Here is a 14,437-nt window from a genome sequence, read left to right on the forward strand (position 1 = left end):
GCCGGCCATTTGCCATTTGTCGAACCACAGACCCTTGACCGGCGTGTCGAGGAAAGGCTGCAGCGCGCCGATGGCCCTAAGGCCGGAGGTGAGGTAACGCTGCCGCTCCTCGCCATTCGTGACGCTCGCCAGCCGCACCGCCGCCTTCAGCCATTCCGTCTGCGGCCACAGCCGCGCCAGCCCGTCATGCACCGAAAAATCGTCAAAGAGGCTCATCACCGCCACCTTGCGGCGCGGGCAGATGCCATGCCCTTCGCCGATCTCGAACAGTCTCTTGGCCTTTTCAATCGCCTCGCTATTACCGCGCAGGCTGCCCCAGCGCACCAGAAGCCAGGCCCATTCGAACTGGTGGCCCGGCTCCATGATGCGGCCCTTCTCGGCCTCGTAGGGTTTCCAGTCATGGCCGAAGAATTCGCGCAGGCCACCATTGCCGCCATCGATGAAGCGGGTGAGCGCCAGGTCGGCGATCTCGTCGGCCAGCGCCGACCACGGACCATCCGGATCCTGTTCTTCCCATGCCAGCATCGCCTCGAAAAGATGCATGTGTGGATTGGAGCAGAGCGGTGCGCGCGGCGGGTTTTCCTCCTCGAAGCCGGCGAGGGGGTGCCTATAGTCGCGTTTAAGGAGCGCAAGAATATCGAGCGCCCGGCCACGCATCTCGTCCCGGCGCTCAGGCAGGCTCGTGGCGGCCTGAGCGGAGACGAAAAGCGCAAAAGCCTGATTGTAGAGATCGAAGGAGGGATCGATCAGCCGGCCGGTCTGGTCGGCAAGGTTGCCGTAAAGGCCGTTATCGAGGCGGTAGACCTTCTCGAACCAGCTTAAGCCATGCAGGAGTGCGTCTTTCCACGGCCCCTGCCAGCCATGCTGGCCGGCGGCGGCGAAACAATAGGCCTGGCGCGGCTGCACACGGGCGCGGCGATCGTCGGAAAAGACCGGTTTCGCATCCTGGCCGAGGCGCTCGTAAAATCCGCCATCCGGGCGGGCCGCTCCTGCCTCCCACCACAAAGGCAGGGCGTCCTTGTCCAGCCATTTGCGTAAGGCCGCGATCTCTTCGGCAAGCGTCTGCGCGATGCTCGGAAATTGCACAGTCATCCGGTAACTCTCTGTTTTTAAAGCGGAATGAAAAAATAGACCAATAAAAATACGTAATTATGGAGGCAAATAGATCATGGGACATATTGCGCTGCAACCGTAAAAATTATCGATCCTACGCTGGGCCAACCCATGGCGGCGTGAATGGTTCCATTATTGTGCAAGTCTGGACTGCTGCGCAGATGATTCGTAAGCCACAAAGTATCAGAAATTACAACGCAAATTTGAGATTGCTTATTCGTAGTCCTCACGTATTTCGTAACAATGGTCTGGTCATTAGTGATTCGGTCTCCTTTTAACCTGGGCGGCGTTGGGGAAATAAAGGGGCGCAAGGCAGTGAGATTTTCTGCCTATACTTCATTGCTGTTCTCCATTGCGGTTCTTTCGGGCTGCAATACTCCCGCGGGCGTTCGATCGTTCGGGGGGGCGCAGATGTTGTCGCCGTCCGAAGCGCTGGTTTTTCCGCCGCCGGGCGGTCCTGAAATCGTCACCGTGGTCAACCGCACCTATTCCAACGCGGTGGCGCAGCAGGTCATCTTGCGCTCCGAGGCCGCCACGCCCGGGCAGAATTATATCAAGGCGGAGTTTTTCGGTCCGCAGCAGGCCGGCGATACCGATGGTGACGCCCTGGCTTTCACCGGTTTTAGGGCATCCTCCGTCGCCCGTGAAATCCGCGCCGAATTTCCGGGCGAAAGCATCGCCATGTCGGCAAACTACTTTCAGAACGGTTATGGCGCCTTTTCCTATGCCGCCGGCAAGGGGCGCGGCGACGATACCTGTCTTTATGGCTGGCAGGACATACGCTCGCCGGAGAGCATGCGGCAGGATTTCCGCAACCTCGGACGCATCAAGGTGCGACTGCGCCTTTGCCAGTCCGGCGCAAGCGTCGAGCGGCTGCTGGCGGTGATGTATAATTACACGATCACCGGCACCTATGCTTCGCCAAGCTGGAACCCCTACGGCACGCCGCAGGCGGTTGACAAAAATCTCGGCCGGCCGGGTCATCCGGTCTATCCCGTGAAGGCGGAAGATGTGCCGATGCGGCCGGGTGGTGGGGACGTGACGGCCAGCGTGCCGCCCCGGCCCGTTCGTCGCGTCGTGGCCGTCGCGCCAGTGCAGCCGGAACCGCAGCCGCTGCCGCCCGTTGCTGCAGTCAGTATTCCGTCGCCGGCCTCGGCCGGGGCGCCCGTCCAGCCGGCAAGGCCAGTGATGACGGGAAGGCGCATGGATGGCGGGGTGATGGAAAGCGGGCAGCAGCCATCACAGGTTCCGCAGGTATCCATTCCTTCGCCCTCATGTCTGTCCGGTTCGGGGGCGGTGCAGGGATGCAGATGATCGCCGGAGCCAGCGGGAAAGACGGCGCAGACGTGCAATTCGTGGTGATTCCGGGCCGAAACTCCGGGTGGGGAAGACAACGGAAAGTTTCTGGATGAGCAAGGCCATTACAATCATTGTCTGGTTACTTGTATCGCTTTGCGTTCTGGCCATCATCACGATGCCGGTCAGCCTGCAGACGCACCTGGTCGCCACCGCGATCTCGCTTATCCTTCTGGCGACGATCAAAAGCTTTAACGGGCAGGGGCCATGGCGACTGGTGGCGCTCGGTTTCGGCACGGCCGTCGTTCTGCGCTATGTCTACTGGCGCACCACCAGCACATTGCCGCCCGTCAACCAGCTCGAAAACTTCATTCCCGGCTTTCTGCTTTATCTGGCGGAAATGTACAGCGTCGTGATGCTGGGCCTCAGCCTCGTCATCGTGTCGATGCCATTGCCGTCGCGCAAGACAAGGCCCGGTTCTCCAGAATATCGGCCAACGGTCGATGTCTTCGTGCCGAGCTATAATGAAGATGCGGAACTTCTCGCCAATACGCTGGCGGCGGCTAAAAATATGGACTATCCGGCCGATCGGTTCACCGTCTGGCTGCTGGACGACGGCGGCTCCGTGCAGAAGCGCAATGCCAGCAATATCGTCGAGGCGCAGGCGGCGCAACGCCGCCACGAGGAGCTGAAAAAGCTCTGCGAGGACCTCGACGTGCGGTATCTGACGCGCGAGCGCAACGTCCATGCCAAGGCCGGAAATCTCAATAACGGTCTTGCCCACTCGACCGGCGAACTCGTGACGGTGTTTGACGCCGACCATGCGCCTGCCCGCGATTTTCTTCTGGAGACGGTGGGCTATTTCGAGGAGGATCCCCGGCTCTTTCTGGTGCAGACACCACACTTCTTCGTCAATCCCGATCCTATCGAGCGCAACCTGCGCACGTTCGAGACCATGCCGAGCGAAAACGAGATGTTCTACGGCATCATTCAGCGCGGCCTCGACAAATGGAACGGCGCTTTCTTCTGCGGTTCCGCCGCCGTGCTGCGGCGCGAGGCGTTGCAGGAGACGGAAGGCTTCAGCGGTGTCAGCATCACGGAAGATTGCGAAACGGCGCTGGCGCTGCATTCGCGCGGCTGGAACAGTATCTATGTCGACAAGCCGCTGATTGCCGGGTTGCAACCCGCCACCTTTACGAGCTTCATCGGCCAGCGCAGCCGCTGGGCGCAGGGCATGATGCAGATCCTGATCTTCCGTCAGCCCCTGTTCCGGCGTGGTCTCTCGTTTACGCAGCGTCTTTGCTACATGTCGTCGACGCTGTTCTGGTTGTTCCCGTTCCCGCGCACCATCTTCCTGTTCGCACCGCTGTTCTATCTGTTTTTCGACCTGCAGATTTTCGTGGCCTCGGGCGGCGAGTTCCTGGCCTATACGGCGGCCTATATGCTCGTGAACCTGATGATGCAGAACTATCTCTACGGCAGCTTCCGCTGGCCATGGATTTCGGAACTTTACGAATATGTGCAGACGGTTCACCTGCTGCCAGCGGTGGTTTCGGTGATCTTCAATCCGGGCAAGCCGACCTTCAAGGTAACGGCAAAGGATGAATCCATTGCCGAGGCGCGGCTTTCGGAAATCAGCCGGCCGTTCTTCGTCATTTTCGCGCTGCTTGTCGTGGCGATGGCCTTTGCCGCATGGCGCATCTACAGCGAGCCCTACAAGGCGGATGTCACGCTCGTTGTCGGCGGCTGGAACCTGCTCAACCTCATCTTCGCGGGCTGCGCGCTCGGCGTTGTTTCCGAGCGCGGCGACAAGTCGGCGTCGCGGCGCATCACCGTCAAGCGGCGCTGCGAGGTCCAGCTCGAGGGCAGCGATGCCTGGCTGCCGGCTTCCATCGACAATGTCTCGGTGCATGGCCTGCTGATCAATCTCTTCGACGGCGCCACAGGCATTGAAAAAGGTGCCACCGCCATCGTGAAGGTCAAGCCGCATAGTGAAGGCGTGCCGGAAAGCATGCCTGTTAACGTGGTGCGCACGGTAAAGGGCGAGGGCTTCGTCTCGATCGGCTGCACCTTTTCGCCGCAACGTGCCGTCGACCACCGGCTGATCGCCGACCTGATCTTCGCCAATTCCGAACAATGGAGCGAATTCCAGCGCGTGCGCCGGAAAAACCCGGGCCTCATCCGCGGCACGGCGATTTTTCTGGCGATAGCGCTCTTCCAAACCCAGCGCGGCCTTTATTATCTGATCCGGGGCTTTCGGCCCGCTCCCAAGAGCGTCAAACCCGTCGGAGCCGTAAAATGAGCGGCCGCAAATCCATCCGGGATTCTCTGACAGTGCTGATGTGGGGAGCCGTTGCGACCGGGGCTTTCGCGCAGTCCTCGCCCTTCGACATGTCGCCCGAAAGGCCGGCGCAGACGACGCCTGCGCCCGTGCCGCCGCCCGCCATTCCACCTGTCGCGCCGCGCCAGCAGCCTCCTGCCCAGATACCGGCCCAACCGTCGGCCCCGCCGCCCTTTGCGGTTCAGCCGCCGCCGCAACGCCCCGCTGTTCCGCCATCGCCACCGGTTCAGGTTCCTCCGCGCCAGGAAGGTGCAAGACCCGCCTCGACCTCGGCGCTCAATGCCGACAGCCGCCGGCGATATATCCTGCCCTATGAGAAGCTCAGCCTTTCCGGTGAGATAGACCGGCGGCAATGGAGCATCTATCTGACGCCCGAGCAGGTGAATGCCGCCGTCTCGCTGAATATCGGTTATCAGAACGCCATTGTGGTGGCGCCGGAAAGCTCGAATTTTCAGGTCAGCCTGAACAATGTCGCGCTGGAGGTGGCCCGCATCGAAGCGCCCGACAGCGAGGGGAACGTTTCCCTCAAGATTCCGCCGGGCGTGTTGCAGGTCGGTGCGAATGTCGTGACGCTCGGCGTGCAGCAGCGCCACCGAACCGATTGCACGATCCAGTCCACCTACGATCTCTGGACCGATGTGAACCCCGCGAACAGCTATATCGGCTTCAACGCGGATGTTGCCGGCAGTTTTGCCAACATAGACGACATTCAGGCGACGGGAGCGGATGGCAAGGCGGCAACGTCGATCGAAATTGTCGCGCCGGCGCTCGGCAACCCGGCCTTTGCGGATTCTCTTCTGCGCCTTTCGCAGGCGCTGGCACTGAGAACCCAGATGCCGAACCAGACGATCCGTTTCGTGACCGCCCCTTCCACTGAGCGCAAGGCGGGAACGCTCTCGGTCATCGTCGGTACCGCCCGCGAGATTGCCGGTATGGCCGGGACATTGCCGCCCGAGGCATCGGCAGGCGCCTTTGCCGGCTTCGGCGCGGCAGCGCCCGGCGGTTTTTCACCGCTGTTCGTCAGCGGCCCCACCCCGCAGGCGGTGCAGGCGGCAATAGAGACGCTGTTTTCCTCGATCTCGCGCACGCCTGGCACCCAGAGAACTACCTTTTCGACCCGCAGCTGGCATGCGCCGGATGTGCCGCTCGTCATGTCGGATCGCCGCATTGCGCTTTCCGAACTCGGTCTCCAAAGCACCGAATTCGGCGGCCGGCGTTTCCGCAATGAATTTTATGTCGGCATGCCCGCCGATTTTTACGCATCGGCCTATGGTGAAGCGTCGCTGCTGCTTGATGCCGCCTATTCGTCGCAGGTCCTGCCTGGCAGCCATGTCGATATTTACGTCAATGACCAGATCGCCTCGACCGTGCCGATTTCCAACAATGGCGGCGGCATTTTCCGGCATTTGCCGATCAAGGTGACAATGCGTCACTTCAAGCCGGGGCCGAACAGGGTGACCATCGAGGCGGTGCTGATGACGGCGCAGGATCAGGCCTGTGCGCCGGGCGCGCCCGCCAACACGACCCCGCGTTTCGCATTGTTCGATACGTCGGAAATTCATATTCCGGACTATGCCCAGATCGGCCGCAAGCCGGATCTCGCCGCTATGGCGGGTGCCGGGCAACCCTACCGAAGCGGCGGCGCGCCCGTTGCATTGTCGCTCGACCGTTTCGACACCGACACCATGTCGGCGGCCGCCACGCTCGTCAGCCGGCTGGCGAGTGTCGCGGGACATCCCATCAATATCGAGACCGTCGCCTCGCCGCTGGTGATCGGCGACCGCGACGCCCTGTTTGTCGGGACGATTTCTCAGTTCCCGCAAGCTTTGATCAGCCAGTTCAATCTTGTTCCCTCCAGCCAGATATCCTGGAAGGCGGGGACCGGCGTCCAGCAGCCCGCGCAAAGCAGCGAAACCCTCTTTAATGACTGGCGGGAACGGGTGGATGGTGGCGTCTGGGAGGGGCAGGTGTCCTCTCTCGAGGAATGGATGAAGCGGAATTTCGACCTGAGTTCGGATACGCTGCGCTTCCTGCCGGCGGCCGAACAGCCCTATGCGCCGCCCGGCAACGTTTCCTTCATGCTGGCGCAGGGGCTCAGCCCCTCCGGCGGTGGGGTCTGGACGCTTGCCACCGCGCCGACTTCGGCGGAACTTCTCGACGGCATGGCGGCGATGACGCGGGAAAACCGCTGGCGTGATGTTACCGGGCGTGTCGTGGCCTACGATGCCGCTGCCGGAAAGGTGGAAACGGTGGAGGTGGAACGGCCGTATTTTTATGGCACGCGGGCATTTTCACTCTCGAACGCGAGGTTGATCGCTGCCAACTGGCTGTCTTCCAATGTTCTGTCCTATTCGCTGGCATTCATCGGCTTCGTGTCGCTGCTCGGCTTCGCCACCTTCGTGATGCTGCGCCTGATGGGGCGGCATCGATGAAGAGCGGAATTTCAAAACTTGCCAGTCTTTTCTGCCTGTCGGTCATGATGCTGATTACGGGTATCTCCGTCAGTCGCGCCGCTTCCATTACGCCGGAGGCATGGGCGTCCTATAAAGGTGCGTTCCTCGATCCTGGCGGGCGCATCATCGATACCGGCAACGGCAATATCAGCCATAGCGAAGGGCAGGGTTACGGCATGTGGCTTGCCGTGCTTGCCGACAACCTGTCCGATTTCGAGCTGATCTGGAGTTTCACGCGCACCGAACTGCTGGTGCGCGACGACGGCCTTTCCGCCTGGAAATGGGATCCGCGCACCAGACCGCACGTAACAGACATCAACAACGCCACGGATGGCGATATCCTGATCGCCTATGCGCTGGCGCTGGCCGCTGGGCAATGGAACCGGCAGGATTATGCCGAGGCATCTTCTGTCATCGCATCCGCCATCCTCAGGAAGGCCGTGGCGCAGCGTGGCGGACGCACGCTGCTTTTGCCGGCTTCCAGCGGTTTTGGCGAGGGTGACCGGGATGATGGTCCGGTGGTCAATCCTTCCTATCTGATTTTTGAAGCCTTTCCGGTGCTCAATCTTGTCGCGCCATCGCCGCTCTGGAAAGCGCTTGCCGATGACGGCGTGGCGCAGATCGGCGCATTCGCCTTCAGCGATAAAAAACTGCCGGCCGACTGGGTGTCGGTGAAGACAAAGCCGCAGCCGGCCTCGGGTTTCCCGCCCGAATTCGGTTATAATGCGGTGCGCATTCCGCTTTATCTTGCAAGGGCACATATGGGCTCACCGGAGTTGCTCGCCCGGCTGAAAGACGGCATGACGTTGGAAAGCGGCGCTGCCGGCACCTTCGATCTGAAAAGCGGTGCGGTGAAGGATGTTCTCTCCGATCCCGGTTATCGCATCATTCCGGCGCTGGCGGCCTGCGTCGCGGGCGGTCCGGCCATTTCCGCCGAACTTAAAAATTTCCAGCCAACACTTTATTATCCTTCCACATTGCATCTTCTGGCATTGTCGTTTCTGGCAGGAAATAACGGGGAATGCCGATGAACAAGCCACTGTCGACCTCGGCTCTCATTCTGCTTCTGATCGGGCTCGCGGCCTTCCACTGGCGCGACAGCATTCTCGGTCGGGTGTCGGATGTGCATACGTCAGCGGTCGGCGATAACCGGGCGGTGCAGCGCATTTCGCCTGCCGTGGCCAATCCGGCGCAGATCAATGCTTTCCTTAAAGACCGCGAGATGGCGCAGCTAACCCAGCCTGCGACACCGCCGGTAACCGTGCCGGCGAGCGATCCGCTGCCGGTGACGCAGCCCGCCGGGCAAGCGCCGCAAGCGCAGATCGCGCAGGCACCGGTCTCCCGAGCGACGCAGCCGGCAGCTGGCGATATGCCGGAAGTCGATCTCAGCGCTTTGCGTTATTTCGCGGCCAAGGGCGATACCCAGCGCCTTCAGGCCGAAATCGCGCGTCTTCGCACGCTTTATCCCAACTGGACGCCGCCCGCCGATCCTCTTGCCATTCCCGAAAATGGCGACCCCAAACTCGATGCCATGTGGCAGCTTTATACCGATGGCCGCTATGCCGAGGTGAGAAAGGCGATCGCCGAGCGCCAGCAGGCGGAGCCCGGCTGGCAGCCACCTGACAATCTCATCGGTATGGTTTCGCTCGCCGAAGCCCGCCAGCGGCTCGTCAATGCTTCCGATCTCAAGCAATATGCGACGGTGGTGGATACGGCCGCCAATAATTCCGGCCTGCTGACCTGCAGCGAGGTCGATGTCCTGTGGCGGGTGGCGGATGCCTTTGCCAATACCGATCGAATGGGACGGGCGCGCGACGCCTATCTTTACATCCTCAACAATTGCACGGCCGCCAGCGACAGGCTCGCGACGATACAGAAGGCTTCCGCACTTTTGCCGGCGGAGGTGATGGATGAGTTGCTGGCCAAGGAGAAACCCGGAGCGGACGGCCAACTGGAATTCGAACCGGTCAAGAACGATCTCGCCCGCCAGTTCGTGGCCAAGGCCGGAGAAAAAGCGAAAGAGGGTGAAAAGGAGAGTGTCACCGTTCCTTCCGCCTATCTGATGCGGCTTGAGAGGCTTGCCGAGACCGACAAGCTTGCAAGCGACGCCCTGCTGCTCGGCTGGTACAATATCCGCCAGAAGAACATGACGGAGGCGGAAAAATGGTTCCGCAAGGCGCGCGAGGAAGAAGACAGCGCGTCGGCCTCGCAGGGGCTGGCGCTGGCGCTGATCGACCGTAACGAGCCGCGTGAGGCCGAGGACATCATGTATAAATGGCGCACGGCCTCCGACGATGCGCTTGCGACCTATCTTGCCGCGACGGCCAATCTTCTGGCGTTGCAGCCGCCTGTCGTTTTGCCGCCGGATGTGCTGCAGCGCATCGCGGCCCAGACGGTGGCGCGCAAGGATGCGGCGACCGCGCAGCAATTCGGCTGGTATTCGCTTGCATTCCGCCAGACGCCGCTTGCCTTGCAATGGTTCAGCACGGCCCTTGGCTGGAAACCCGATGATGAGCCTTCAGCCTACGGCATGGCCGTCAGCTATCACGATCTTCGCAATCTTGCCGGTCTGCGCGGCATCCAGCAGCAATGGGCCAGCCGCTCCCAACGTATCGCGGATGTCGGGACCGCGCGTATGGTTGACCAGTCCGGTCGGACGATTGCCCCCACAATCGCACCGCCCGCTGCCGCACAAATAACGGCGCCCGCGACGACCTCTGCGCCGCAGGGTGAGACGGTGGTGGTCTATGACCAGCCTGTCGTCCAGCAGCCGGAACCTTCACGCAAGCAGGCGCGCCGACCGGTGCAGGTGCAAAGAGAAACCAGCGCCGCCTCGCGCCCGCGTTCCTGCGCGGCCTATCCCGATCCGCAGCGTCTGCCGCCGCAGCAGGCGCTTGATCTCGGCTGGTGCCTGATGGAAACAAACCGGCCGGCAGAGGCGCTGAAAGCATTCGAATCCGCTATTGAAGGCGGTCAGTCCAATGTCAAAAGCGATGCGGCCTATGGCCAGAGCCTTGCCTATCTGCGCATGGGCTTGACGGACCACGCCGCCGTTTCGGCGACGAAATCGCGCATGGATCGCCCGCGCGCGACCGAGTTGCAGGTTTCGATCCTGGCCGACAGGGCAGTTTCCGCCTTCCAGTCGAAACGTTATGCGGAAACGCTCCTGCTGCTTGACCAGCGGGCGCGGTTGGCTGATGAGCGCGCGGACCTGATGGTGCTGCGTGGTTACTCCTACCTCGCCATGCGCCGTTATGGCGAAGCGGCGCAGATTTTCGAAAGCCTGACGGCCATCGGAAATCAGGATGGCATCAGGGGGCTGGCGGCCGTGCGCGCCGCCCGGCCGAGCAACGGCCCGCAGGGCGGGTGAGAGCAGTCGGTACAGTGCTGGCTTGCTGCTTACGCCACGTCCGTCAGGTTGCGGATGATGCGCATGAAGATGCGCGCGCCGATGCCGATCAATGCATCCGGAAAATCATAATCGGGATTGTGCAGGTTGGGGTAATCCCTGCCTGCGCCCAGAAAGAACATGGCTGATGACGAGACGGCGCGGAACCGGCCGAAATCCTCGGATGCCCGCATGGGCAGGCCTTCCGAATTGTGGGAGATTTTCTCCTCGTCAAGCGCCCGTCGGATATGCCCGACTGCTTCAGGTACATTTTCGCAATGCAGGAAAATATCGTCATAGGCGATGGCGAGCGTCAGCTGCTGTTCCTCTGCCACCTTTTTTGCCAGTGATTCCGCTGCTGCGCAGAGCTTTTCCATCCGGTCGTCGGTCAGCGTTCTGAGCGTCGCCCAGATTTCCGCATCGGCCGGGGAGATGCCGAAGGCGGCTTCGCCCATCACGGCATGGGTGATCGTGACCATCGAAAAATCGGGTTCGGGCGGGAAGCCGGAACCGAGCTCGGCCAGGGCCGGCATCAGCTCGGCCATCGCCCGCATCGGCGAAACGCCGTGTTCCGGTGAGGAAGCATGCGCGGTCTTGCCGGAAAGGCGGATTTTGATGCCGCGCGATGCGCAATTGACCGGTCCTTCCACCACGCTGACATGACCGAGCGGCAGGCCGGGCAGGTTGTGGAGCGAAAAGGAATAATCCGGTTTTATCTCGTGAAAGCGCGGATCGGCGAGAACCGCGGCGGCGCCCGCGCCGGTTTCTTCCGCTGGCTGGTATAAAAGGATGACGCTGCCGGTCTCGGGCCGCTGCCGGGAAAGGCCAAGCGCGAGTGCCGTCAGAATGGTGGAGTGGCCGTCATGGCCGCAAAGATGCCCCTTGCCGTCGATGCCCGAGCGGTATTCTGCCTCGCTTTTTTCATGAATGGGCAGGGCATCGAGTTCCGAGCGGATGAGGATCGCCGGACCGCTCTTGCCGCTGTCGAAGACCGCCGCCACGCCATGGCCGCCGAGATCGGCAAGAAGCCGGTCGGGCTTTGCCTGTTCGAGGAAGGTGCGGATGCGCTGCGCCGTTTCCTTTTCCTCCCCGGAAATTTCCGGATGGCGGTGCAGATCATGGCGAAGCTCGACAAGATCGAGCATGTCCTTGTTGGTCAGAAACATCGAATATCCTTGCAAGCCGGCCGGGAGGTTTTCCCGGCCGCAACTTACAGGGCATTGCCTTCAATGCAAAACCTTTGGCGGGTGCCAGCGCTTGGCCGTCGTTTTCGGTTTGACGGCGAGCGTGACGACATCGGCCGGCAGCAAAACCTTGGCCTTTGCCAGTTCCAGCCGCGCAAGCGCCGCACGGGCTTTCTCCGCATATTCCAGATGGGCCGCGTCATCCGAATGATAGTGCTGCAGCCTGTCGAGGATTTCCGCGCCTTCCACCGTTCTTTCGGCGGCAATCAGCGCCACGGCGCATTTATAAAGCGCTTCACGATGGAAGGGAGCACGATTGGTTACCTGGCGGAAGGCCTCGGATGCCTCATGATAATGCTGTTGAGCCATTCGCGTTTCGCCGATGCGCAGCCACAGGACAACGGGTTCCTGCCCGGCGGCCAGAAGGGAGAGGAAGGCGATTTCCGCTTCCCGGAACTCACCCCGGTCGAAGGAGAGATTGGCGAGGCCGAATTGCGCGCCAAGATGGTCGGGCGCTGCGGCCAGCACCTGCCCGAAGGCAATATGGGCTGCGGCCTTCTTGCCGGTCTTATAAAGTTTGAGGGCCTGTTCGTAAACGAAGCGGACGCTGCGCGGGTGCAGCCGGCCGCCGAGATTGTCGCCCGAGCGGGTGCGGAACAGCGTGCAGCTCAGCTTCTGCTCCTCTGGGCCGAAGAAATATTTATAGGGTTCGTTGCCGCGCAGGAAATCATAGGTTCTGAAGCCCTGCTCGATCGCCCTGCGGATGCAGTGCCCGTGCAGCACGAGACCGGGGGAAGGTGTCTTCCAGTTCTCGTCGCGGCCGGTGATGTAGAAGAGGACCGATTTCTTCTGTCGGTCGATGATGTTGGCGAGCGCGCCGAGCGGCTGGTCGCCGAACCAGAGCACCGGCACTTCCAGATCACCACGAATATAGACATCCATCAGCATTTGCCGCGTCGCGCCGATCAACAGTTCCGTGCGCTCCTTGCCCTTGTGCGGCGCCCAGCGGATGCGCCAGAAATCGAACAGGATGTCCATGTCCCGCTTGATCGTTTCCTTTGTCGCGAAGGTGATGCGATATTCGTCGCCGCCCTCCACCTTTCTCAGGAAGCGCCGGAGCTTCTGCCGTGTCTGGCTGCTCATATGGCTGTCGAGATAACCGTCGAACGTATCCGGCAGGGCCACTACCGGGCAGATGCAATTGTTGATGTTGTAAGGATTGGTCGGCATGTTGTCGCGGAACATGACGAGCGGACCCTGAAGGGCGCGGATCATCGCGTCGCGCCGTTCCGGCGGGCCGGAAAGATAGTCGAGCTTCAGCTCGGTCCAGTTCTGCTGGCGTATATAGGAGCAGAAACCGGCAACGGCGTGATTTTCATAGTCCGGCAGGGTGATGAAACCGGTGTAGTCCGCCGCTGCATTGCCGGCCATGACGATGCTGTCGTGAAAGTAGCCGGTTTTCTTGTCCGGTTCTGTGACGATGCGCAGCGGGAAAAACGCCACATAGGGTGAGCCTTCCGGGCGTTCACGGAGCGCGAGGATGAACCAGCGCCTGCGGCGCGGCATATAATCCCTGAGCCAGCCCCAGGAAAGGAAATGCCGGGCGTGGGGATCGGCCATGAACACCGCGTCCCAGTTTTCACGGATCGCCTCGAAGCCGGCATCCGTGTCGATGATGTCGATGCGCATTCGTCCCCCTCCCAATACTGATCACACATTCGGGAGGCCTCATTTTATGGGCAAATGGCAGGCTTCAAATATTCCCTTCGGGTGAAAGCTTCGCATCAAATAGGATTAGCCCGCCGCACGTTTGCCACCGCCACGCCGCGACAAAAAAGCCCTTGTCCGCCGGTTGTAACTCTCTAACATGCGGGCGGAATGCGCGGCCGGCTCAACGGTTCGCATGGCACGGGAGTTCTCGAATGGCTGTTCCTTTCATGCTTCTGACCGGCGCGAGCCGCGGAATAGGGCATGCCACCGTCAAGCTGTTTCAGGAAAAGGGCTGGAGGATTCTCACTGTGTCCCGGCAACCTTTTTCGGAGGAGTGCCGCTGGCCGTCCGCGCGGGAAAGCCATATCCAGGCCGATCTCGAAGATCTGTCGCGGATCGATGATCTGGCAGACGAGGTGCGCTCGCGCCTGCCGGAAGGCAAGCTTGCCGCTCTCGTCAACAATGCCGGTATTTCGCCCAAGGGCGAAGGCGGAAGCCGTCTCGGTGTGATGGATACGACGGCCGATATCTGGATGCGGGTGATGAATGTCAATCTCATCTCGACCGCGCTGCTTGCGCGTGCGCTGCTGCCGGAACTGGAGGCCGCCAGGGGTTCTGTCGTCAACGTCACCTCCATCGTCGGGTCGCGCGTTCACCCATTCGCCGGTGTTGCTTATGCCGCTTCCAAGGCGGCGCTTGCGGCGCTGACGCGGGAACTGGCGCATGAATTCGGCCCGCGCGGCGTGCGTGCCAACGCCATTGCGCCGGGTGAGATCAATACCGCCATCCTGTCTCCCGGAACGGCCGAACTGGTGGATGCGCAGGTGCCGCTCGGCCGCCTCGGAACCACCGCCGAGGTGGCGCAGACCATTTATTTCCTGTGCTCGGAACAGTCGAGCTACATCAACGGCGCGGAAATTCACATCAATGGCGGCCAGCACGTCTGACGCCT

General features: G+C 61.5%; 9 protein-coding genes. 6 read left to right on the forward strand and 3 right to left on the reverse strand.

All coding sequences use genetic code 11. The annotated features are described in order from the left end of the window. On the reverse strand, positions 1 to 1,092 hold a 1,092-nt coding region (locus tag QD336_RS18490), incomplete at its 3' end, for an AGE family epimerase/isomerase (protein WP_499171672.1). A gap of 432 nt (positions 1,093 to 1,524) precedes the next feature. Between QD336_RS18490 and bcsN the strand changes: the two genes are divergently transcribed. The 5 genes from bcsN (at position 1,525) to QD336_RS18515 (ending at position 10,573) form a co-directional block, all read left to right on the forward strand. Beyond that, positions 1,525 to 2,427 carry a cellulose biosynthesis protein BcsN gene (bcsN, locus tag QD336_RS18495; protein WP_499171674.1) on the forward strand — a complete coding sequence of 301 codons (903 nt, stop codon included), beginning with the start codon at positions 1,525 to 1,527 and terminating at the stop codon, positions 2,425 to 2,427. Between the two features lie 94 nt (positions 2,428 to 2,521). Beyond that, entirely contained in the window at positions 2,522 to 4,711 is a 2,190-nt protein-coding gene (gene bcsA, locus QD336_RS18500) for a UDP-forming cellulose synthase catalytic subunit (RefSeq protein WP_499171675.1), read from the forward strand. Beyond that, positions 4,708 to 7,182, forward strand: a complete 2,475-nt coding sequence (locus QD336_RS18505; protein WP_499171677.1) for a cellulose biosynthesis cyclic di-GMP-binding regulatory protein BcsB — start codon at positions 4,708 to 4,710, stop codon at positions 7,180 to 7,182. The genes bcsA and QD336_RS18505 overlap by 4 nt, the downstream gene beginning before the upstream one ends. Next, on the forward strand, positions 7,179 to 8,234 hold the full coding sequence (locus QD336_RS18510) for a family 8 glycosyl hydrolase (RefSeq protein WP_269342882.1): 1,056 nt from the start codon (positions 7,179 to 7,181) through the stop codon (positions 8,232 to 8,234). Before QD336_RS18505 ends, QD336_RS18510 begins: the two co-directional genes overlap by 4 nt. Beyond that, positions 8,225 to 10,573, forward strand: a complete 2,349-nt coding sequence (locus tag QD336_RS18515; RefSeq protein WP_499171679.1) for a tetratricopeptide repeat protein — start codon at positions 8,225 to 8,227, stop codon at positions 10,571 to 10,573. Before QD336_RS18510 ends, QD336_RS18515 begins: the two co-directional genes overlap by 10 nt. A gap of 29 nt (positions 10,574 to 10,602) precedes the next feature. Here QD336_RS18515 and QD336_RS18520 read toward each other — a convergent pair whose 3' ends face one another. Both QD336_RS18520 and QD336_RS18525 read right to left on the reverse strand, forming a co-directional pair. Further along, positions 10,603 to 11,757: an amidohydrolase gene (locus QD336_RS18520; protein ID WP_499171680.1), complete on the reverse strand. Its 1,155-nt coding sequence runs from the start codon at positions 11,755 to 11,757 to the stop codon at positions 10,603 to 10,605. Positions 11,758 to 11,817: 60 nt separating this feature from the next. Further along, positions 11,818 to 13,464, reverse strand: a complete 1,647-nt coding sequence (locus QD336_RS18525) for a GNAT family N-acetyltransferase (RefSeq protein WP_499171681.1) — start codon at positions 13,462 to 13,464, stop codon at positions 11,818 to 11,820. Positions 13,465 to 13,697: 233 nt separating this feature from the next. On the opposite strand from QD336_RS18525, the gene QD336_RS18530 reads away from it, so the two are divergent. Then, positions 13,698 to 14,432: an SDR family NAD(P)-dependent oxidoreductase gene (locus tag QD336_RS18530; RefSeq protein WP_499171682.1), complete on the forward strand. Its 735-nt coding sequence runs from the start codon at positions 13,698 to 13,700 to the stop codon at positions 14,430 to 14,432. The last annotated feature ends 5 nt before the right edge of the window (positions 14,433 to 14,437 follow it).

Source organism: Rhizobium sp. BR 250, assembly GCF_047445855.1.
Classification (GTDB): Bacteria; Pseudomonadota; Alphaproteobacteria; order Rhizobiales; family Rhizobiaceae; genus Agrobacterium; species Agrobacterium tumefaciens_I.